This window comes from Lactiplantibacillus plajomi (assembly GCF_005405405.1).
Lineage (GTDB): Bacteria > Bacillota > Bacilli > Lactobacillales > Lactobacillaceae > Lactiplantibacillus > Lactiplantibacillus plajomi.
In genome coordinates this window covers 54,711-77,246 of the sequence record NZ_BJDZ01000011.1, presented here as the reverse complement: position 1 = coordinate 77,246, position 22,536 = coordinate 54,711, and the positions used below count along the sequence as shown (strand labels likewise).

The window sequence follows — 22,536 nt, the reverse complement described above, 5'->3', positions numbered from 1 at the left end:
ACTAAACACCACGCGTTTTGAAAGGGGTAAAAGATAAGAATGATTGAATTTGAAAAACCTAACATTCATAAAATTGATGAAAACGACAACTATGGTAAGTTTGTTGTAGAACCGCTTGAACGTGGTTATGGTACAACTTTAGGGAATTCACTTCGTCGGATTCTTCTTTCTTCTTTACCTGGCGCTGCTGTTACGAGTATTCAAATTGACGGTGTTCTTCATGAATTTTCAACGGTGGAAGGCGTAACCGAAGACGTTACGGCTATCATCCTGAACGTCAAGAAGATCGCGCTTAAGTTGAATTCAGACGAGACTAAGACGTTGGAAATCGACGTTAAGGGTCCTGCCAACGTTACGGCCGGTGATATCATCGGTGACGCGGACGTTGAAGTCTTAAATCCTGACTTAGCAATTTGTACCGTAGCGGATGGTGCACACTTCCATATGCGTATGACCGCTAATACTGGTCGTGGTTATGTTTCCGCTGAGGATAACAAACATCGTGAAGATGATATGCCAATTGGCGTTTTAGCTGTTGATTCATTATATTCTCCAATCGAACGGGTGAACTACCAAGTAGAAAGCACTCGGGTTGGTCAACGTGATGACTTCGATAAGTTAACCTTAGACGTTTGGACAAATGGTTCAATCACTCCAAGTGAAGCCATTAGTCTATCAGCCAAAATCCTGACTGATCACCTTTCAATCTTCGTAAATCTCACTGATGAAGCTAAGAACACTGATGTGATGGTCGAGAAGGAAGAAACGCATAAGGAAAAAATGTTAGAAATGACGATCGAAGAGCTTGATCTTTCGGTTCGTTCATACAACTGCTTGAAGCGTGCTGGTATCAACACGGTTCAAGAATTAACTAACAAAACTGAAGCTGATATGATGAAGGTTCGCAACCTTGGACGCAAGTCACTCGAAGAAGTTAAAGCAAAATTAGCTGACCTCGGGTTATCATTACGCAAAGAAGACTAATACAAGGGAGGATATCCGTTCATGAGTTACCGTAAATTACAACGTACAAGTTCACAACGTCGTGCCTTACTCCGTGATTTAACGACTTCATTGATCGTTAACGGCAAGATCGAAACGACCGAAGCCCGTGCTAAGGAAGTTCGTTCAACTGCCGACAAGATGATCACTTTGGCAAAGAAGGGTGATTTAAGCGCCCGTCGTCAAGCTGCTACTTTCATGCGTGACGTCGTTGCCGATGTTAAGGAAGATGGCGACAACGTGGCTGTACAAACCGCTTTGCAAAAGCTATTTAGTGACTTAGGTCCTCAATATGCTGACCGCAATGGTGGGTACACACGAATTTACAAGACTATGCCTCGTCGTGGCGACGGTGCACAAATGGTTGTCTTGGAACTCGTTGACTAATTAAATTGTTTTACGGATCACTGGGATTGATGATTGACGGACGCTACGATGATGGATACAACTGTATCCAAGTCTAGTTCGGAAGTTGTTTATGTTGAACATAGATGGCATATCGCAGTCCTAAGTGATTTTTTTTGGCGCCAGCCGAAGCCGCTAACCCGTTTTAAAATGGGTTAGCGGCTTTTTTTGAGAGTATGACCAAAGTCGGCTGAGTTTTGGCTATTCACATTCGGAGACGGACAAGGGGCGGTGACTAATGTCATAGCTTCTTTTTTGCGTTCACGCATTAGCTCGACTTAGCCTATTAATCAGTCGAAAATGATTGATGCCAACTAACTGATGAAAATAAATTATTAATTATTTTTGACGATTAACTGCGCTCATCAGTTAATGACGATTTACTAACCGAATATCCGCAGTTTATTGCGCCGATTTTTTTGTGGATCGTACGACCCCACGGATTACCGCTTTGGCTTGATTAACCTGACTGGTTGATTAGCGGAATTACGGCTAGTACTAGTTATAAGCTTATCTTGACGATTAGATAGATGTATCTTTTAGAAAGCTCAACCTTAATACTACTATTAGGTTTAACCCACATTTCTTCAAGCTTCCTAATTATCATTAAATGCAATCATACGGGTGTTTTATTGGTGAAAAATGCCCTTGAAATCGTATTTATGAACTCATAATATATAAATATTATGATTAATAATCAGATGATTTAACTTATTTATCTCGATTAAATATTTTTTTGGAGGAGCGAGAATATTGGGGAAGCAATGGTTCGGTGAGGCCAAGACTCACTTTAAGATGCATAAGCGCGGCAAACAGTGGGTCGTCCTGGGGATTACCCTCTTTTCAGTCGGTCTAGGATTACAGGGTTTGCCACAACATGCGGCAGCAGCGACAATCACGGCTAAGGTACCGGCAACGGTCGTTAGTGGTGAACAGACGGAAAACAGCGCGGCGCCAGCATCGCAATCAACAGCGTCAGCCGGTGATGACCAATCCGCTGCCAGCGAAGGGATGGATCAAAGCGGTGCGGCTAGCGAGGACGCGCAAGCGGGAACGGCTGATTCAGCGACAGCTAACTCAGCAGTTGAACCAAAGTCTACGCCGTCACCGGTAAAGGATGCACCAGCCACGGAATCCGAAGCCCCAACAGTCGAGGCGGCTCAATCTGAGCAACCGCGTGCCAAGGCTAAGCAACAAGCCACGACGACAACTTTGCACACTAAGTCGGCAGCAAAGGCCGCATCAAGCAAAGCGGCTTTAGCCACCAGTGCGGTTCAATCAGCGGCTAAGCAACAATCAACGCCGGCTACGACAAACGGCAAAGTACGGGTCACTAAGGACAACTTTGAAGACTATTTCCAGGTCAATGGTAACGGTGCCAGTTACAATCGGCGAACGGGAACCGTGACGTTAACGCCGGACGAAAAGAGTCATTCGGGGAACGTGACCTTAAAAACCAAAATTAACATGAATCAGAGTTTCAGTCTGAATGGGTCCATTAACTTAGGGACTAAGTCTCAGGGACACGGTGGCGCGGACGGTGTCTCGTTTGGCTTTCATAATGATGAAACTAGTAAGGTTGGTCTTGACGGTGGGGCGGCCGGTTTGGGTAAACTGAACGGAGCTTTCGGCTGGAAGGCCGACACGTACTGGGACGAGGAGAACCGTGGCCAGTATATTGGCAGTGATCCAGAAGCGTTTGGATACCATAAGGGATTTTTGGGATTTATTAGCCGTGGTCAAGGGCAGGGGAAAGCCTACGGGTCATTTATCCACACCGATAATCAGGGGATTGTGTACACCGATGCGAAGACCGCTCAGGGAATCAGCGAACCCAGTCGTGACCAGTGGCGGTCGATTCAAGTTGACTACGATGGTCAAACCAAACAAATGACCATCAATTACGATAATCACCAGTGGACGGCCGACGTTTCGCAATGGATTAATAACGACGCGTTAGCGTTCTTCATCGCGGCGGCGACGGGGGAAAATTCAAACCTGCAACAATTCCAGATTAACAGCTTTGATTACTACCAAGCCGCAACCGTTAACGTCAAGTACGTTGATCAAAACGGGCAGGAGTTAACGACCGGTGACGTCACTTATCCGGACGGTAAATTTGCGGGTAAGACTTATCAAACGAGTCAGTTGACGATTCCGCACTATACGTTCCAAGGATTAGCTGATGGCAGTATCGCGACGAGTGGTACGTTAGCGAACTGGGGCGAAAACGGGACGGTCACTTACGTTTACGCCTTAGCTAACGAAGGTGCAACCGTGAACTACGTTGACCAGACGACCGGCAAAACAATTACGACTGATGCAATCAGCGGGCAGTACGACAGCCAAAGTGAATATACGACGGCTAACCAAATTGCCAAGCTAACGGCTAAGGGGTACCAATTAGTACAAGATGGTTTCCCAGCCGGCTACGTTTTTGGCAGTCAAACTGAACCGGTCTTCACCGTCACGTTGAAGCACGGGCAGGAAACCGCAACGGAAACTAAAACGCTTCAGCGGACCATTCAATACGTTTATGAAAATGGTCATTCAGCGGCTAAGTCAGTCACGCAACCGCTCAGCTTTACGCGGACCAATACGCGTGATCAGGTTACCGGCGACGTTCAACACGGTGCCTGGACCGCGGACCAGACTAACCAGTATGCGGCCGTGCATAGCCCGGTGATTACTGGTTACCGTGCAGACCAACTGCAAGTTGCAGCCGAAACGCCGGATCCAAACGGTGCAACCGACCAAAAGGTTACCGTAACCTATTCGCCACTAAATGAAACGGCCCGGGTCGATTACGTGGACGATGTGACGGCACAAACAGTTACTAATGACGAATTCAGCGGTGTCTTTAATCGTCACGTCGACAATCCGACGGCGACAACTATCGACCAACTAGCTGAAAAGGGCTACCAAGTCGTCAGCAGCGATTTTCCAGCCGACGGGGTCGACATTACCTGGACGACGCCAAAAGTTTTCACCGTCCATTTAACGCACGCTCAGAAGCCGCAATCGGCAACTAAGGTAATTTCACAAACTATCGATTACGTTTACGAAGACGGACGTACCGCCTTCGATTCGGCAGTACAACACCGGACCTTTGAACGGACGTTAACTATCGACCAAGTGACCGGCAAAACGGTTGCAGCTAGCGATTGGGTCGTCAGCACTCCTGCTGGGGACGACGCGGACGGCAACCAACCGGCAACTGCCACTAAAACGACCTTTGACGCGGTGACCTCACCTGAATTAACGGGTTATCACCCAACCATTGATCAGATTGCGGAACAGATTGTGACGGCTGGTGATGAAGACCATCATGAAACGGTCACTTACAAGGCCAACACCGAATACGCGACGGTCACTTACCGCGACGTTACGACTGGTAAAAATTTAAAAGTGGAAAACTTAAGCGGTGATTACGGTACTAAGGATGATTATCGAACGGCGGATGCAATTAAGGACTATGAAGCTAACGGTTACGTCCTGGTTAACAGCGAGTTTCCAGCGGCTGGAATCAGTTATGATCAAACGCAGGGCCAGAAATACACTGTTAATTTAACCCACGGCACCACCGACCGGACTGAAAACCAGACGGTCAAGCGGACCATCACTTACGTTTATCGGAATGGAGCGACTGCACAACCGGACGTTAACCAGCAATTGGCCTTTACGCGGACGGTCACGACCGATAACGTCACGGGGACGGAAACGCCGACAGCTTGGAAAGCAATCAACGGTTCCGCGTTTGCCCAAGTTGACACGCCAACGATTACGGGTTACACGGCTGATTTGCTGGGGGTGGCCGCCAAGACGGTTAGTGCCGATGATCAGGACGTTTCGGTCAAAGTGACTTACAATCCGAACGTTGAATACGCCACGGTGACCTACCAAGACGTCATGACTGGCGACATTTTAGATCAGGCTAGTTTAAGTGGTGACTTCGGGACTAAGGATGCCTACGATCCTAAGACGGCAATTGCTGCTTACGAAGCGGCCGGGTATCAACTGGTTGACAGTGACTTCCCAACCGCCGGAATCAGTTATGATCAAACCAAGCAGCAGGATTACACAGTACGTTTGACCCACGCCCAAGTCACGGTTCCGGGCCATCATGTCGTAACACGGACAATCAACTACGTTTATGCTGATGGTCAAACGGCCCAGCCGAGCGTCAAGCAAGCCGTCAACTTTACACGCGATGAAACGACTGACCAAGTGACGCACGTTATGACGCCAACTGACTGGGTGGCTGATGACGGCACGACCTTGGCGGAAGTCGCCACACCAGCGATTACGGGGTATACGCCGGACACTACCTTGGTTGCGGCACAACCGGTGACTGCCGATACCGCCGATAACGTCGTAACGGTCACTTATCAAGTTGATGATGAAAAGGCGACGGTGACCTACGTCGATGATACGACGGGTAAGACCTTAACAACGGTTGAGTTGAACGGTGACTTTGGGACGGCGGATGCTTACGATCCTAAGGCGACCATCGCGGATTACGAAGCTAATGGTTACGACTTTGAAAAGAGTGATTTTCCTGAAGCCGGTATTCGCTATGATCAAACGCAAGACCAGAAATACACCGTTTATTTAACCCACGGCACCACTGACCGGACTGAAAACCAGACGGTCAAGCGGACCATCACTTACGTTTATCAGAATGGAACGAGCGCGCAACCGGACGTTAACCAGCAATTGGCCTTTACGCGGACGGTTACGACCGACAACGTAACGGGGACGGAAACGCCGACGGACTGGCAGCCAGTCAACGGCGCCACGTTTGCCCAAGTTGAGACGCCAACGATTACGGGTTATACGACTGAACAGCCAGTAGTGGCCGCTAAGCCGGTTACTGCTAATGATGAGAATAGTCTGGTTAAGGTAACCTATAACCCGATTGACGAACAAGCCACGGTGACCTACGTTGACGATACGACGGGTAAGACCTTAACAACCGTCAAATTAAACGGTGACTTTGGTACCAAGGATGCTTACAGTCCTAAGGATACGATCACGGATTACGAAGCTAACGGTTATCAACTGGTTGACAGTGACTTTCCAGCGGCGGGCATTAGTTATGATCAGACCGAACCACAAACTTATACGGTTCACTTAAAGCATGCCCAGGCCACAGTTCCCGGCCATCACGCCGTAACGCGGACGATCAATTACGTCTACACCGATGGTCAAACGGCGCAACCAAGCGTTAAGCAAACCATTAGCTTTACGCGTGATGAAACGACTGACCAAGTCACGCACGTTATGACGCCAACTGACTGGGTTGCCGATGACGGCACGACCCTGGCTGAAGTTGCTACACCAACGATTAAGGGCTATACCCCGGATACGACCTTGGTTAAGGCCCAAACGGTTACCGCGGATACCGCCGATAATGTTGAGACGGTTACTTATCAGGTCGATAACGAAAAGGCGACGGTGACCTACGTCGATGATACGACGGGTAAGACCTTAACAACGGTCAAGTTAAACGGTGACTTTGGCACCAAGGATGTATACAGTCCTAAAGCAGCGATTACGGATTACGAAGCGGCCGGTTATCAACTGGTTGACAGTGACTTTCCAGCGGCAGGCATTCATTATGACCAAACTGAACCACAAACTTACACGGCTCACTTAAAGCACGCCCAGGTCACGGTTGCGGGCCATCACACTGTCACGCGGACGATCAATTACGTCTACGCCGATGGTCAAACGGCGCAGCCAAGTGTTAAGCAAACCGTCAACTTTACGCGTGATGAAACGACTGACCAAGTGACTGGCGACGTTACGACGACTGACTGGGTTGCTGACGACGTGACGACCCTGGCTGAAGTTGCTACGCCAGCAATCAAGGGCTATACCCCGGACACGGCCTTGGTTAAGGCCCAAACGGTTACTGCCGAGACTACTGATAGCGTTGAGACGGTTACTTACGGCGTAAACACCGAGCATGCAACGGTCACTTACAAGGACGATACGACCGGTGAGACCTTGGCCGTTAAGCAGCTTAATGGTGATTACCTGACGACCAGCGATTACCGGACGGCGCAGGATATTGCCACCTGGGTCGCCAAGGGCTATGAGCTGGAACAAGATGAGACGCCAACCGATGGGATCACCTTCGATCAGGACGGCGTGACGCCAAACTACGACGTGACCCTGACTCACAAACTCAGCAAATCCTTTGATCGGCAACCGGTAACGCGGACGATTCACTACCACTTCACTGACGGTCGCCAAGCACTTGCTGACGTCGTTGATCAGTTACCAATCGGACGCAGTAGTGTCACCGACATGGTAACGAACGAGGTGACTAAGGGTGCCTGGACTGCAATTGGAAAAGATGAATTTGATGCCTTGAAGAATCCAAGTGTTACGGGCTACCACTCACTGAACGGTGATGAAGTACCCGCGATGGGCTTACCAGCAGATCTTCAAGATACGGTCATCGAGATTAGCTACGCGCCAAATGCCGAAACGGCCACGGTGACCTACGTCGACGATACGACGGGGGCGACCTTGGACCAAGTTAGCCTAACGGGTGATTATGGGACTAGCGATGCTTACCGGACAACGGATGCGCTTGCGAGTTACAACGCGGCCGGTTATGAACTGGTTTCTAGTGACTTCCCAGCAACGGGCATTAGTTATGATCAAACTGAACCACAAACTTACACGGTCCACTTAAAGCACGGTCAGGTCACGGTTGCTGGCCATCACACGGTAACGCGGACGATTAACTATGTCTACACCGATGGTCAAACGGCGCAGCCAAGCGTTAAGCAGATCGTCAACTTTACGCGTGATGAAACGACTGACCAAGTGACTGGCGACGTTACGGCTAGCGAATGGGTTGCGGCTGACGTAACTGAATTCGCTGAAGTTGCCACCCCCGCAATGGACGGCTTTGATGCTGACTTAGCACGGGTCGCGGCCATGGACGTTGCGGCTACGACGGTGGATGGCACCGTGACGGTTACTTATCACCAAGTTCAACCAACTGAGACAAAAACGGATGAACGTTCGCAAGCGGGCACTACTCAGACTGGTCATGCTGACCAACCAACCACGCCGGTTGTCCCGACGAGCCAGCAAACTGGTACCAAACAGCACCAGTCCGCAGCAGTCACGCCGGCTACGGCCAGTGTAACGACCCGTACGCAACGTGCGACATCGAAGGACGCGGCGACAACGGGACAGTTACCGCAAACGGATGAACAAGCTTCGGATGCGTCGGCACTAGGGTTAGCCGCCTTAGCCCTGACCAGCGTTCTGAGCGGGTTGATAACGTTGAAAAAGCATTAATTAATAATAAGGCCAACTGACAGTTAGCCAATCGGACTAACGAAAGGTCCCTCGCAAATTAGCGGGGGACCTTTTTTGAAGTGCGATTAATTCGTCCGGGTCAACAGTTGGCTGGTTAACTGGATTAACGTTTGCTTAGCGGGTTGGTTAGGCAATTTGTTCAGCGTTTGCAACGCCGTGTTCGTGTAGGCGGTGGCGAGTTCCTGGGCCCTTTGCACGCCGCCAGCGTCAATCACGAGTTGTTGCAGCTGTTGCCGTTGAGCCGGTGTGATTTTACCTTGTAGCCGCATTAGCGGTAACAAGTCTTTACGGGCGCTAGTTTGAAGGGCAAAGATTAACGGTGACGTGTAGACACCTTCCGCAATATCTTCTAAAACCGGCTTACCGATCTCAGTTTGACTTTGCTGATAATCAAGAATGTCGTCCAAAATTTGGAAGGCCATCCCGATGTTTAAGCCGGCCGTTTGGGCGCGCTTCGCAAACAAACCGGACTGTCCGGATTCGAAGGCGCCGAGAAAACAACTTAACGCGAATAACTCGGCCGTTTTTCCTTGAATTTGCTGTTTATAGTCGTCCATTGTGATGTCGATGCGGTAGTGGCGGTCCTTTTGTTGGACCTCGCCGATCAGGATCTTTTCCATGTTCTGCGAGTTTAACTGAATACTCTTAAAACTGCTGGAATACTGGGCGAGAATCTTGAAAACGACCACGAATAGGTAGTCGCCGGCATAGACCGCGATGTCCTTCCCAAATTGGGCTTGGATGCTTGCTTGGTGCCGCCGCAGTTCGGAATCGTCAACGATATCATCGTGAATCAGGGTGGCCGTGTGGAGGGTTTCTAGTGAAGCCGCCAGCGCAATCATCCGGTCGCGGTCCGTGTCTTTGAATTGTGAAAAGAGCAGGCAGTACGCCGGTCGGAGCAGCTTACCACCGCTTTGGATCATCGCCAAAATGGCATCCGTAATGGCTTGATCCTGGATATTAATGTTATCCGTCATGAGTTGCATGACTTGGATGAGCTCCGGCTGCAAGTCCGGATAATCACGCCAAATTGGGTGTAATTGCGTTGCCGTTTGCATAAAGAGGTTACTCCTTTTTCTGACTGGGATGTTTTTCATGGTGAAACTTTAAATAACTCAGGGTGGTCACGTGGGTAAACAGGTAGTTGGCCGCAATCCCCAGGGCGACCCCGGCGGCGATGCCGATAATCGACATTGCCGGCAGGTAGAGCATGACGGTCCAGGTCTGGGCAATTAGGCTAGCGACTATCAGCTGACCCACGTTATGCATGACGCCTCCGGTTGCCGAGATGCCGATGATGCTGACCCGTTTAGGTCCCAGTAATTTAACCAGCATCATCGAAAATAGGCTGAGGAAGGCGCCACCGAAACTGTAAAGAAAGGTTGACATGCTGCCACCGATGAGGGCGGTCAGGATCAACCGGAGCCAGGTTAACGTAATCACGTCACGAAAGGATAACGTAAATAGTGCCACGACCGTGATCAGGTTAGCCAGCCCGAGTTTGGCTCCCGGTGCAAATGCGAACGGGAAGGGAATCATCCGCTCCAAGATCCCGATGATCACGCCTTGAGCAACCAGGAGCGCAATGTAAATATTGCGGTGGGTCTTATTTGATTGTTCAAATGAATTATTCAATGGCTTACTCCGTAACTAGTCCGTTACCGCCGGACTTGACGTGCCCGGAACTGGATTTGATCTCCACCAGTAACTTGTGGGGGAGGCAGACAATCGTCTGGCCGGGTTTGCTGATCCAACCGCGCCGAATGCAAACTTGATCACTACAGTTGGCCTTGGTAATCGCGACCTTACCGGTTTTAAAGGTGACGGTGTTATAGTCGCCGTCAGCGTCGCGGTAAGTATAGTGGCGGGTGGCTTTAAGCGCTGTCAAGTTGACCCGTTTGAGTTCCTGACCATTATGCGAGACTACGGCCGTGTAGGTAGGGTGGCGTTTGGCAGCCGCCCGTTTGCGGGCAACCCGCTCGGCTCGTTCAGCCCGTTGTTGCTGTTGGTAAGAAAAGACGGCGATGGGGGCGAACGATAAAATAATCAGGGCCACCACGATAATGATGTCAAAGGGGCGAATCATGCCGCCGTAGCGTTTAAGCACGGTCCGTAGTTTGCGTTGTTTCTTCATCGCTATCCCTCCTGTTTCGTCGCATAAAAAATGGTTCAAGGGGGAAAAAGCAACCCTCGAACCATCGGGAAACTATTCAATTAATTATAACGCATCTAGCGGGTTTTGACACCGTCGTAATGGGAACGAACGTTGCCGTACCACCAGTGCCCGAGGTGCTTTTGCATCCACGGAACGACCCAGTAGTCTAAACCAAATGTCCGACCAGAACCGTTCATCAGGGCGAGGGCAACGAAAATCATCCAAATGTTGACCCAGTAGAACATCCCTGACAAGCAGAAGACGACAACCAAGCCGATGGTGATGGCGTTGGCCAGCCAACTGAAGAGGCCGAAGAAGATACATAGCGCGATGATGATTTCAACAATTGTCATGAACTTCTGAAAGAAGAGCGCCATTTCCATGTTTGGAATCATCGTCTTGGTAATTGATTCGAACCAGTGTGGCATCTTGTCAAAGACCATTAACGGTTCTTTACCGTACATGTAAGACAGGCTGAAGACACCCTTAGCAGCGGTTGCCGTGCTGGAAGCCGCTTCGGAGGCGCCGCTAGTTGCCGCTGCCTTAGTGGCTTCGGAAGCGCCACTAGTTGCCGCTTGTTGTAACCAGGCGAATGGTAACCGCAGCTTATCGGTAAACCAGGATTCAGAACCCTGAACCTTGGTCCAGCAATCCCACAGCCACATTGCACCGTAGAAGAAGCGTAACGGGACACTCCACAAAACGTTCCCAGCGCGTGAGATCCAGCCGCGACCGAGGTTCCGACCGTTGCGGGTCCGGAAAAATTCGTTCAGGAAGTACTGGAATAGGTAGTAACCGGAGAAAATCTGGCAGTAGTACAACCAGTTGATGGCGTGCTTTAACAGTACCGCGATAAAGCCGGAAACGTTCCAGTTATCAAGGACTTGTGCCACGGCGTACTTCGAGCCGATTGAGTCCACGGATGCTTGGTAAGCACCCTTATACGGTTTGATTTCCTTATCACTACCGTCAACGTTCTTGATAATCCCTTCAACCGCTTTGGCAGCCGTTTCTTCGGCCCCCTGAACGATTTGAGGTACCGGCCGTGGTTGGTCGGGTTCTTGGTAGCTGGTCGAGTCACCGGCGAGGAAGATGTTATCGGTATCCTTCGCCTGCATGAACCCGTTGGCAACTAGGCGACCACCACGAGGGTTGGTTTCAAGACCAAAGTTCTTAACGACGCTGTTAGCACGAACCCCGGCGGTCCAAATCAAGGTATAGGTTTGAATTGGATCCTTATCCTTTAAGTTAACGTGGTCGGCACAGACTTCGGTGATCATTGAGTTGGTCATGATGTCAACGCCGTGTTTCTTCATATACTTTTCAGCTTTACCAGCTTGCGTCCGGTTGAGCATGTTGATAATGGTTGGTGCCGCTTCGACCAATTGCAAGGTAATCTCGCTTGGATCCAACTTATTTTCCTTTGCGAGCACGTCGCGGTATTCAATCAGTTCACCAACGAGTTCGGAACCAGTAAACCCGGACCCGCAGACGGTCAAGGTCAACATGGCCTTCCGCTTAGCCGGGTCAAGTTCAGCGGCCCCCTGACGAATAATGGCGGCCAAGTGAGCCCGTAAGGCCATCGCTTGTTCAAAGGACCACAGTTCGAAACCGTGTTCTTTGACCCCAGGGGTCCCAAAGTCGTTGGATTCCCCACCAAGACAAATCAATAGTTGATCGTATTGGTAACTACCGTTCTTAGTCGTAACGGTTTGTTTGTCTTTATCCACGCCGGTAACGGTATCCGTCACCAGGCGAACATTCTTGCGCCGTGCGAACAACCGTTGGAGGTCATATTGAATATGCCCCGGTTCCACCCGTTCGGTGGCAACTTCATGTAGTTCAGTCATGTACGTGAAGTATGAATGCCGGTCGATCAGCGTGATTTCAACGTCCGGGTTCTTCTTAAAGTGCTTGGACAGTTTCTTGGTCGCGTAGACACCGGCAAACCCCGCACCGACAACGACAATATTCTTCTTTGCCATTGCGTAACAACTCCCTTAAATAAATAGTGTAAAAATGAATAATTCCACTAATAATTATAACGATAATGAAAGCGGTTGTCTATGGATTATTGGCTAGAATGCGAAAAATGTCACATTATTTCGAACTTGTTATACACAAGTGATTTTAGGAATGCGGAAACGCTGTCATTACTAGTATAATTAGGGTTAAGAAGAAAAATTTTATCAAAATGTGATTGACTAATTGAATTTTAAACGTTAAGATAAATGTGAATTTTCATACAAAAAGGTTAGGAGTGGGATATTATGAGGTTTAAATCAGTTCTTACTAGCGCCTCAGTTGTTGCAATTTCCGCATTAGCATTAGCAGGTTGTGGGAGCGGTTCCTCGAGCTCGAGTTCGTCATCATCATCCTCTAAGAAGAGTTCATCTTCATCAAGTTCAGAAAAGACGACCAAGGTTGTAAAGATGACCGCCGGCGCCAAAATGAAAGCGGGTACTTATAAACTCGAAGAAGAAAACTACTCACACGGCTACAAAGTTAAGATGAGTATTACCGTTAATAAAGATGGTAAAATCACGAAGTCCAGTTATGACCAAGTGAACAAAGATAACAAGTCCAAGGTCGATGACACGGACTACAACAAGCAAATGAAGAAAGTTTCCGGTACTAACCCGAAGGCTTATATTCCTAAGTTGAACAAGTCCTTAACGGCTGGTGCCGCTACTGGGAACGTTGGTTCGATCGACGTGGTTTCCGGGGCAACCGAATCATCGAAGACTTTCCAAAACTACACGCAACAATTAGTTCAAGCTGCTCAAGCCGGTGATACGGCTACCATCAAGATCGACAATGGTAAGAAGATGCAGGACGGCACTTACAAGTTGCAAGAAAAGAACTACTACAACGGCTATAAGGTTTCCTTCGCGATTACCGTTAAGGATGGTAAGATTACTAAGTCCAACTACGATAACGTTAACAAGAAGGGTGAATCCAAAGCGGATGACGCTTCTTACAACAAGCAAATGAAGAAAGTTTCAAAGACTAACCCGAAGGCTTACCAACCAGCCTTGAACAAGTCGTTAGTCAAGAACAGTGATCCTGCTAAGGTTGACGTGGTTACCGGTGCGACCCATTCATCAAACACCTTCGTCTTATACGCTGAACAGTTGCAAAACGCTGCTCAAAAGGGCGATACTAAGACGATCACCGTTGACAACATGATCTTCGCTGAATAAGCAAATTACGTTAAATACGTGGCCTGAGGCGTAAGCCGAGGGCCTTTTTTTATCGCTAGAATTTGAATTGTGGGTTTATTCACAGGAGTCGCATTGTAATGTATTGCGTTGTTGTTGAAGCTGTGAAGAAATCAACAGTTGGTCCGCCGGTGACTGAAAGGGCTTTAAATTGGAACCGACTGATCGCAAAAACTTTGGTATAATGACGAATGAAATTAGTGATAGGGGACGTCAACGAGATGAAATTACGTAAATTAATTCAGGTGGGGTTAGTGTTGACCCTGTTAGTGCCGTTAAGTGCGTGCGGTATCACCAAGCAAAAAGCGGCTAACCAGCGACCTAAACCGACTAAGGTCGTGCAAACGCCGACTGAGGATACCCAGTTTATGATGGGTACCGTGGTCACGTTACGAATTTATAACAAGAATAAGAAACACGTTTTGGACGACGCGTTCAAGCTGTTAAAGCGCGAGGCCAAAAAAATCACCGTTAACCAGAAGGGCTCGGAAATCGACAAGGTCAACGCCGCTGCCGGTAAGCACCCGGTCGTGGTCAGCAAAGACCTGTACCCGATGATCAAGCGGGCTTACTACTACAGTCAAAATTCTAACGATTCGTTTGATTTATCGATCGGACCGATCACCCAGCTCTGGCACATTGGCTTTTCGGATGCCAAGGTGCCAACCAAGCAGGAAATCGCAACCAACGTCAAGCTGGTCGATTACCGTAAAGTGAAATTGAATGATAAGAAACGGTCGGTCTACCTGGAGAAGAAGGGCATGCAACTTGACCTGGGCGGAATCGCGAAGGGTTACATGACCGATCAAGTGAAGACCTACTTCTTAAATCACGGCGTGTCGACGGCCATTATTGACCTGGGCGGAAATATTTACGTGATGGGCGATAGTCCGAAGGGGACCAAGTCGGGTAACTGGACGGTCGGTATTCAGGATCCTAAGGAAGCGCGTGGGACGTCAATCGGGTCGATTCCGGCTAAGAACAAGTCAATCGTCACTTCCGGGATTTACGAACGGGTGCTCCGTAAAAATGGTAAGGTTTATAGCCACTTAATGGACCCGAAGACCGGGGCGCCGTACAGCAACAACTTAATGGGCGTTTCGATCATCTCAAAGAAGTCAACGGATGGTGACGGGTTATCAACGGCCACCTTCGACATGGGTCTGAAAAAGGGCATGCGCTACATTAACGGTAAGGCAAAGCAGGGTGTCGGGGCAATTTTTATTACCAAGGATAAGAAAGTTTACGTCTCTGATAATTTAAAGGACGACTTCACCCTGTTTGGTGAGAACGGCTATAAATACGGATCCGCTAGTGATTTGAAATAGTCAGGTATGGTATGATAAAAAGCAATTAAGAGAAGAAATGAGTGACGATGGTGAGTCCGATTATTGACGTGCAACATTTAAATTATCGCTACCCGCAACAGCCGGAAACGGCTTTGACGCTGCGGGACGTGTCCTTTTCCGTGGCAGCGGGCGAATGGGTTGCCATCGTTGGGCATAACGGTTCTGGTAAGTCGACCCTGGCTAAAAACCTGAACGGGTTGTTGGCACCGGTCTCCGGGACCGTTACCGTGGACGGACAGGTGCTGTCCGAAGAAACGGTTTGGGAGATTCGTAAGAAAATCGGGATGGTCTTCCAGAACCCGGATAACCAGTTCGTTGGTGCGACCGTGGCGGACGACGTGGCCTTTGGTCTAGAAAACCAGGGGGTCCCTAGGGATGAAATGCTGGCGCGCGTCGAGCAAGCGCTGAAACAAGTCAACATGCAGGAATTTGCGACCCGGGAACCGGCGCGCCTTTCAGGGGGGCAAAAGCAACGAGTCGCCCTAGCCGGCATGATTGCCGCGCGGCCACGGATCCTCATTTTGGATGAAGCCACCTCGATGCTTGATCCCCGCGGACGGGCGGAAGTGCTCGCAACGATTCGGCAGATGAAGGCTGACGGGCAACTGACCGTTTTATCGATCACGCACGATATCGACGAAGCCGCGAGTGCCAACCGAATTATCGTCGTTAACGATGGTGAGGTTAAAGAGGAGGGCACGCCGGCCGAGATTTTTCGGCACGGTGAGAATCTGATCAAGATGGGACTCGACATGCCCTACGCGGAACGTTTAAAGGCGGCTTTGAAGCGTCAAGGGGTCCAAGTCCCCGCAACTTACTTAACGGAGAAAGGAATGGCGGACTGGTTATGGCAATTACGTTCAAACAAGTAGATTTTACCTACCAACCGGGGACGCCGTTCGAAAATAAGGCGTTAAGCGACATTAACGTCACGATTCCGGAAGGGTCGTATACCGCGCTGATTGGGCATACCGGGAGTGGTAAGTCGACGCTTTTGCAGCACTTGAACGCCCTGTTGAAACCAACTAGTGGCACGGTGACAATCGGTGAACGGGTGATTACACCGGAGACGAGTAACAAGGATTTAAAGAGATTGCGCCAGCACGTCGGCATCGTCTTTCAATTTCCTGAAAGTCAGTTGTTCGAAGAAACGGTCGAAAAAGACATTGCGTTTGGGCCGCAAAACTTTGGTGTCAGTGAAGCCGCTACCCTTAAAACGGCGGCTGAAATGTTGGCGCTAGTCGGGTTACCACAGGAGCTCTTGAAACGGTCACCGTTCGACCTGTCTGGTGGCCAGATGCGGCGTGTCGCGATTGCCGGGGTGCTAGCGATGCAACCGGACGTGCTGGTCTTGGATGAACCCACGGCTGGGTTAGATCCCCAGGGACGGCTAGAAATGATGGAAATATTTGCCCGCCTGCGCCACGAACGCCACTTAACGGTCGTACTCGTCACCCATCAAATGGATGACGTGGCCAACTACGCCGATAACGTCATCGTGATGGACCGTGGTCGGGTGGTGAAGACCGGGGCACCGCGTGAAATTTTCGCCGACCCGCAGTGGTTGTTGGACCACCAACTTGGCTTGCCGAAAACGACCGCCTTTGCCCGCCAACTCGTACAACGCGGTTGGCAGTTCGAACGAATGCCGCTGACCGAAGACGAGTTAGCCCAGGACCTCGTGGCCGGGCTACCACAATCAGCGTTTGGGGAGGGTCACGACCATGATGAGTAAGTTGATTTTTGGCCGTTACATTCCGGGGGATTCTCTGATTCACCGGATGGACCCGCGTGCTAAGCTATTATTAAGTTTTTATTTTATCGGGATTATTTTTATTGCCAATAATTGGCAGACCTACGCGTTATTATTCGCCTTTACGCTGGCGGCCATCACGCTGTCGGGTGTGAAGTGGTCGTTCTTCATCAACGGGGTTAAGCCGCTGATTTGGCTGATTTTATTTACCGTGATCTTGCAGATTCTGTTTAGTGCCAGTGGTGGTAAAGTTTACTGGCACTGGGGCATCATCACCATTAGTCAGTTGGGGCTGGTCAACGGGGTGTACATTTTCTGTCGCTTCGTCCTGATCATCTTTATGTCGACGCTATTGACGCTGACAACGCCACCGCTGGAATTATCGGACGCCATCGAATATATTTTGATGCCGTTAAAAGCCGTCCATTTTCCGGTTTACGAAGTTGCGTTGATGTTATCGATTGCGTTGCGGTTCGTGCCGACGTTGATGGATGAGACCGAGAAGATCATGAACGCGCAACGGGCCCGCGGGGTCGACTTTGGTGAGGGGAACCTCTTCCAACAGATGCGCGCCATCGTGCCGTTGCTGATTCCGTTATTCGTTAGTTCGTTCAACCGGGCCGAAGATTTGGCCACGGCGATGGAAGCCCGTGGTTATCAAGGTGGCGAAGGCCGCAGTAAGTTTCGGATTTTGAAGTGGCACGCCCGCGACGCCTGGGTCACCCTAGGATTTGCGGTGCTGACCGCCGCGCTGGTCTTTTTACGGGCGTGATTAAAATTGTTGGTTTAGGGTTCGGGCGACTCGCCCGGACTTTTTAATTAATGGAGGAATTTCGTGACAACCAGATATAAAGTAGTTTTAGCCTATGACGGTACCAATTTTGCCGGCTTTCAACGCCAACCGCACCAGCGGACGGTCGAACGGGTTTTTAGCAAGGCCGTGAATAAGATGGCCAAGGATCCGGCCGACCCAATCGTGATTTACGGTGCTGGGCGGACCGACGCCGGCGTCCACGCTTTTGGGCAGACAATTCACTTCGACTTGCCGTACGAAATCAGTGCCGAGGGGGTTCGTCGCGGCTTGAACAGCATGTTACCGACCGATACGTTGGTCAAAGCGGTCGAAATCGTGCCGGATGATTTTCACGCCCGCTACGATACCGTGGGCAAACGCTATTGGTACCGCGCTTATCAAAATGAATTCGTTGACCCGTTTAAGCGCCACTACACCGGCCACTTCAAGTTTCAGTCCGATATTGATCGGATCCAGCAGGCCATTCCCGATTTAGTCGGTAAGCACGATTTTTCGACTTTCGTTGCTTCGGGCTCCCAGGCACACGACCACGTGCGGGAAATCTTTTCTGCCAAAGCCTGGGCGTTGCCGGACGAAGGGGAGATTCAGTTTGAATTTTGTGGCAGTGGTTTTTTATATAACCAGGTGCGCATCATGGTCGCCGTCCTGATGGAAATTGGCCAGGGCCGGCGCGCAGTTGACTGTATTCCAGCGTTATTAGCGGCCAAAAATCGCGCGCGGGCGCGCGGAACCGCACCGGCAGCTGGACTTTATATGAAAAAGGTGTATTATGAAGCTCAAGATTTGGCGGATGATTTAAGAAATGATTGACTTCTGATCAGAAGTTAGGTAAACTAATCGTTGGTATTGTTTGCCCCACGATAAGCCCCGGAAATCTTATTGAGTGTCAAACAAACACAGAAAATGGAGGAACACAACGTGCGTACAACATATATGGCTAAACCAGGTGAAATTGATCGTAAATGGGTTGTAGTTGATGCAACCGATGTACCTTTGGGTCGTCTCTCAACTGTCGTAGCATCAATCTTGCGTGGTAAGAACAAGCCCGTATTTACCCCTAACGTAGATACTGGTGATAACGTTATCGTTATTAATGCAAGCAAGGTGGCTTTAACTGGGAAGAAAGCAGAAAAGAAGATTTATTATCATCATACTGCTTATGCTGGTGGTTTAAAGGAACGGACTGCCGGTGACTTCTTAGCAAAGGAACCTACTAAATTGATTGAAACTTCAGTTAAAGGTATGCTTCCTCACAACTCTTTAGGCCACAAGATGGGCTTGAAGTTGCATGTTTATGCTGGTGCAGAACATACGCAACAAGCACAAAAGCCTGAAGTTTTGGATATCACTAACTTAATCTAAGGAGGAAACTACATTGGCTCAAGTACAATATCGCGGCACAGGCCGTCGTAAAAATTCAGTTGCCCGCGTACGTTTAGTACCCGGTACTGGTAAAATTGTTATGAATGATAAGTCGGTCGACGACTACATTCCATTTGCAGATATTCGCAAGGAATTGTTACAACCATTCGAAGTTACTGAAACTACCGATCAATACGATGTTTTAGTAAACGTTAATGGTGGTGGCTTCCATGGTCAAGCCGGCGCAACTCGTCACGGGATCGCACGGGCATTGCTCACTGTTGATCCGGATTTCCGTACTCCGTTGAAGCGCGCGGGTCTCTTAACTCGTGATGCACGTATGACGGAACGTAAGAAGCCAGGTCTCAAGAAGGCTCGTAAGGCTAGTCAATTCTCTAAGCGTTAATTCGCGAAGAGAAACGCCGTTATACCGGCGTTCAGACGAACATTTTTACCAAGAAGCAACTACCCCAGCAATGGGTTGGTTGCTTTTTTTTCGTCTTGTTGGGGTAAGATTTGGGGTACGCGGGGTTTCTGTCATGCGTTTTTTGGCTGTTGGGGTAGTGAAGTCTTACGAACGCTTAGGGTAACTTTTGTTCGAGTTGCTGGCGGCCCTCCGCCAGACCAGCCGCGAAGCCTTCCCATGCTTCTAATCCCACGCGTTCCGGCGCATTGAGATAAACATCGGTGGTTTCCAAATTCGAGTGGGTCAAGTGATCGCTGACGGCTTGCTTGGCAACCCCTTCTTGATGCGCAACTGTTGCGAATGTGTGGCGTAGCTTGTGCGGCCACAGGTGGGGGAGTTCTGGATGGCGCTTCGCGATTGAGTTCAATCGGTAGTTGAGGTAATCCGGGTGAAGCGCGTGGTTCACGTGTCCGCGATTGTCTGTGTAGGTAAATACGAATTGATCGCCAGCTGGCTTTGTGACGCCAATCGTCGCAAGCTCGTTTGCCTGGTGCTCTTTCCATGTTGCAAGTAAGTCAACCAGCACGTCTGGCACTTTGAAAATTGTCACCTTTCGGCCTTTTGTGGGGCCGAGTTCGGTGCCTCGGTTCGTAAATGATTGGTTCACTTCAATTTCGCGATTGGTTAGGCTTACTTGTTGCCATTGGGCGGCATAAACTTCGCTTTTGCGTAATCCCATGTAAAGGGTGAGAACAATCAGCACGTAATCTTTTTCGATAAGCTTGCCGTCTTGAAAATCAGCCTTAGCGGCATCGAGCCATTGCACTGTTTGCGCCTTTGTTAGTGCCTGCCCCTCAGCAACGCGTTCTTTGCGCAATTGCTGTTTCTTGGGGTCGCCAACCATGCGCAACACGGAACTTACGCGGTTGTGTTCAATGAACCGACGGCCTTCAGCAACATCAAATAGCTGGTTTACGTAGCTTTTAACCGTTTTGATGTTCGCATACGTTTTGCTCAGAAATGCGAGTTCGTTCAGCACTAAATCGGTGTTGTTATTCAGCTCGTTCAGTGAATACCGGCCAAACAGCGGCAATAGGTGCAACCTGAAAATGTCTTTGGTTCCGCGCAGTGTGGCCTTGCTGGGGATTTGCGTTGTGCGCCCTGAACCGCCGTCCTCATAGATGGGGAGCCATTCCTGCTGGTAAAAGGCCTTGAAGCTGATGGCGCCACGGCGGCTAAGCGCTAGGTCTGTACCAGTCTCTAGTACCTTCTGAATCTTGTTGCTGATCTCGGACTGAAGACGGTATCCTTCAGCCTCAGTGGGCACGGTCTTGCGGAATCGCCGCTTGCCTAAAATCGGCTGAACTGCCTTTGGATAAGGTACTTCAACTAGATATGTGCCGTATTTTGTTTCTGTAACTGCCATTGTAAAAATCTCCTTATCGATGTTGTCGCTGACGGGCGATGAGAACAATCAATAGGAGAATCACAAAACACTACTCTAGGTGCTTTAGCGCTTCGGTCTGCTTCTTTAGAAACTTCACGTAGCCGCTAAGGTCTTGCTTGGTTGCCGCTGTCGTGTACAATACGCGCAAGAATTCCATTGCGGCATCTTCCACATTGCGGCGCTGTTGAGACAACTCAGCGGCGCTTTTTAGCATGGCCTCAGTCCATTGGTTGGTGCCGGGGTCGTCCGAAACGCCTCTCAAATAAGGGACGCTGACGTGTCCTAAATCGGCAATGCGTGCCAGTCTTGTTGCGTTGGGCAAATTTGAGCCGGTCTCCCAATTGGCGACCGTGCCACTGCTGGCTTTCTCGTCGATTTTCTGGGCAAACTCTTCCATTGTTAAGCCGAGTTTTATGCGAACAGCTTTTATGCGCTTTGCGCTACTGTCTTTTTCTGCCATACGGGATCGCCTCCTTTCTGAGTCTCATCTTAGCACACTAACTAAAAAAAATCCAGCATTTTTTTGTGGAATGGGTTGACTTATCGCGTAGCAGGTGAGAAACTTAGCCTGAGCTTAGCTGATTAACTAAGCCTGTACAAAGTAAACTGTAAGGAGACGATATTATGAAAACTCAACCCACAGCACCAATTTACCTGAGCATGGCAAACGCTTGTCGCGCGGCAGGCGTCACTTACAAGACCTTGCGCTTGTGGACTGACACCTATGGACTGCCAGTTATTACAATCGGCGGCATCAAGCGCATCAAGCGCGCCGATCTTGAACAGTTTCTAGATTCGTATAAAAAACCAGTAGCTTAACCTCACGGCTGACGGGCGATGAGAACAATTAGTAGAAGCTACGCAACAATCTTTGCTAAGTCGGCGGGGCAAGACCAGCCCGCCGGTTCACGAAACCAAAAGTGAAGCACCAATTGCTGTTTGGTCTCGTGAAATTTAACAGACACACAGGAGGAATTCACAATGAAAACATCAATTGAAGCTCTGTACGACAACTTGGCTGACGATTTACAGCGGCGCGACCCCATCACGGGCACTTATGAATTTGACGCCGGGGAGTTTGAATCCAAACGCGATTACTACGCTGGCCGTTACGATGCACTTGCCTCGCTCGTGGACGATCGCTATACCCAGTATTTAGCAGACCTTGAAGCTCACGCCGTTTCTTTAGCCCCAATCCGGGATTGGCTGGAACGCGGCCAGTATGAACCGGCTTGACGAAAAAACATCGCGACGGTTCATACAGAGAACTTAATC

The 22,536-nt window shown here is 49.6% G+C and carries 19 protein-coding genes; 13 read left to right on the top strand and 6 right to left on the bottom strand.

What is annotated here, in order from left to right; translation table 11 throughout:
- Positions 1 to 39: 39 nt before the first annotated feature.
- From FFM82_RS06330 to FFM82_RS06320, 3 genes are all read left to right on the top strand, one after another.
- Entirely contained in the window at positions 40 to 984 is a 945-nt protein-coding gene (locus FFM82_RS06330) for a DNA-directed RNA polymerase subunit alpha (protein ID WP_137645027.1), read from the top strand.
- 21 nt (positions 985 to 1,005) lie between these two features.
- A complete protein-coding gene (rplQ, locus tag FFM82_RS06325) occupies positions 1,006 to 1,389 on the top strand; it encodes a 50S ribosomal protein L17 (RefSeq protein WP_137645026.1) in 384 nt (127 codons plus the stop codon).
- A gap of 771 nt (positions 1,390 to 2,160) precedes the next feature.
- Positions 2,161 to 8,733 carry a mucin-binding protein gene (locus FFM82_RS06320; RefSeq protein WP_137645025.1) on the top strand — a complete coding sequence of 2,191 codons (6,573 nt, stop codon included), beginning with the start codon at positions 2,161 to 2,163 and terminating at the stop codon, positions 8,731 to 8,733.
- 86 nt (positions 8,734 to 8,819) lie between these two features.
- On the opposite strand, the gene FFM82_RS06315 is transcribed toward FFM82_RS06320, so the two are convergent.
- From FFM82_RS06315 to FFM82_RS06300, 4 genes are all read right to left on the bottom strand, one after another.
- Entirely contained in the window at positions 8,820 to 9,812 is a 993-nt protein-coding gene (locus tag FFM82_RS06315; protein ID WP_137645024.1) for a polyprenyl synthetase family protein, read from the bottom strand.
- Between the two features lie 7 nt (positions 9,813 to 9,819).
- Positions 9,820 to 10,389: a Gx transporter family protein gene (locus FFM82_RS06310; RefSeq protein WP_137645023.1), complete on the bottom strand. Its 570-nt coding sequence runs from the start codon at positions 10,387 to 10,389 to the stop codon at positions 9,820 to 9,822.
- A 4-nt stretch (positions 10,390 to 10,393) separates the two neighbouring features.
- Entirely contained in the window at positions 10,394 to 10,888 is a 495-nt protein-coding gene (locus tag FFM82_RS06305) for a NusG domain II-containing protein (RefSeq protein ID WP_137645022.1), read from the bottom strand.
- A 95-nt stretch (positions 10,889 to 10,983) separates the two neighbouring features.
- The gene (locus FFM82_RS06300) at positions 10,984 to 12,894 is read right to left on the bottom strand and encodes an NAD(P)/FAD-dependent oxidoreductase (RefSeq protein WP_137645021.1); all 1,911 of its coding nucleotides are present in this window, start codon (positions 12,892 to 12,894) and stop codon (positions 10,984 to 10,986) included.
- A gap of 285 nt (positions 12,895 to 13,179) precedes the next feature.
- Between FFM82_RS06300 and pplA the strand changes: the two genes are divergently transcribed.
- From pplA to rpsI, 8 genes are all read left to right on the top strand, one after another.
- Positions 13,180 to 14,112 carry an extracellular electron transfer flavoprotein PplA gene (pplA, locus tag FFM82_RS06295; RefSeq protein WP_137645020.1) on the top strand — a complete coding sequence of 311 codons (933 nt, stop codon included), beginning with the start codon at positions 13,180 to 13,182 and terminating at the stop codon, positions 14,110 to 14,112.
- Between the two features lie 239 nt (positions 14,113 to 14,351).
- Entirely contained in the window at positions 14,352 to 15,458 is a 1,107-nt protein-coding gene (locus tag FFM82_RS06290; protein WP_137645019.1) for an FAD:protein FMN transferase, read from the top strand.
- 50 nt (positions 15,459 to 15,508) lie between these two features.
- The gene (locus tag FFM82_RS06285; RefSeq protein ID WP_170178236.1) at positions 15,509 to 16,351 is read left to right on the top strand and encodes an energy-coupling factor ABC transporter ATP-binding protein; all 843 of its coding nucleotides are present in this window, start codon (positions 15,509 to 15,511) and stop codon (positions 16,349 to 16,351) included.
- Entirely contained in the window at positions 16,327 to 17,214 is an 888-nt protein-coding gene (locus FFM82_RS06280; protein ID WP_137645018.1) for an energy-coupling factor ABC transporter ATP-binding protein, read from the top strand. Before FFM82_RS06285 ends, FFM82_RS06280 begins: the two co-directional genes overlap by 25 nt.
- Positions 17,204 to 18,004: an energy-coupling factor transporter transmembrane component T family protein gene (locus tag FFM82_RS06275; RefSeq protein WP_137645017.1), complete on the top strand. Its 801-nt coding sequence runs from the start codon at positions 17,204 to 17,206 to the stop codon at positions 18,002 to 18,004. The genes FFM82_RS06280 and FFM82_RS06275 overlap by 11 nt, the downstream gene beginning before the upstream one ends.
- Positions 18,005 to 18,067: 63 nt before the next feature.
- The gene (gene truA / locus FFM82_RS06270) at positions 18,068 to 18,856 is read left to right on the top strand and encodes a tRNA pseudouridine(38-40) synthase TruA (RefSeq protein ID WP_137645016.1); all 789 of its coding nucleotides are present in this window, start codon (positions 18,068 to 18,070) and stop codon (positions 18,854 to 18,856) included.
- Positions 18,857 to 18,964: 108 nt separating this feature from the next.
- Positions 18,965 to 19,408 carry a 50S ribosomal protein L13 gene (gene rplM, locus FFM82_RS06265; protein WP_137645015.1) on the top strand — a complete coding sequence of 148 codons (444 nt, stop codon included), beginning with the start codon at positions 18,965 to 18,967 and terminating at the stop codon, positions 19,406 to 19,408.
- A 13-nt stretch (positions 19,409 to 19,421) separates the two neighbouring features.
- Positions 19,422 to 19,814, top strand: a complete 393-nt coding sequence (rpsI, locus tag FFM82_RS06260) for a 30S ribosomal protein S9 (RefSeq protein WP_137645014.1) — start codon at positions 19,422 to 19,424, stop codon at positions 19,812 to 19,814.
- Between the two features lie 175 nt (positions 19,815 to 19,989).
- Here rpsI and FFM82_RS06255 read toward each other — a convergent pair whose 3' ends face one another.
- Together FFM82_RS06255 and FFM82_RS06245 are read right to left on the bottom strand one after the other, a co-directional pair.
- On the bottom strand, positions 19,990 to 21,240 hold the full coding sequence (locus tag FFM82_RS06255; protein WP_137645013.1) for a tyrosine-type recombinase/integrase: 1,251 nt from the start codon (positions 21,238 to 21,240) through the stop codon (positions 19,990 to 19,992).
- Positions 21,241 to 21,310: 70 nt separating this feature from the next.
- Entirely contained in the window at positions 21,311 to 21,721 is a 411-nt protein-coding gene (locus FFM82_RS06245) for a helix-turn-helix domain-containing protein (RefSeq protein WP_137645012.1), read from the bottom strand.
- Between the two features lie 164 nt (positions 21,722 to 21,885).
- Here FFM82_RS06245 and FFM82_RS06240 point away from each other — a divergent pair, with 164 nt between their 5' ends.
- Together FFM82_RS06240 and FFM82_RS06235 are read left to right on the top strand one after the other, a co-directional pair.
- Positions 21,886 to 22,080 carry a helix-turn-helix domain-containing protein gene (locus FFM82_RS06240; protein ID WP_137645011.1) on the top strand — a complete coding sequence of 65 codons (195 nt, stop codon included), beginning with the start codon at positions 21,886 to 21,888 and terminating at the stop codon, positions 22,078 to 22,080.
- Positions 22,081 to 22,242: 162 nt separating this feature from the next.
- Positions 22,243 to 22,497, top strand: a complete 255-nt coding sequence (locus tag FFM82_RS06235) for a hypothetical protein (protein ID WP_137645010.1) — start codon at positions 22,243 to 22,245, stop codon at positions 22,495 to 22,497.
- Positions 22,498 to 22,536: the final 39 nt, after the last annotated feature.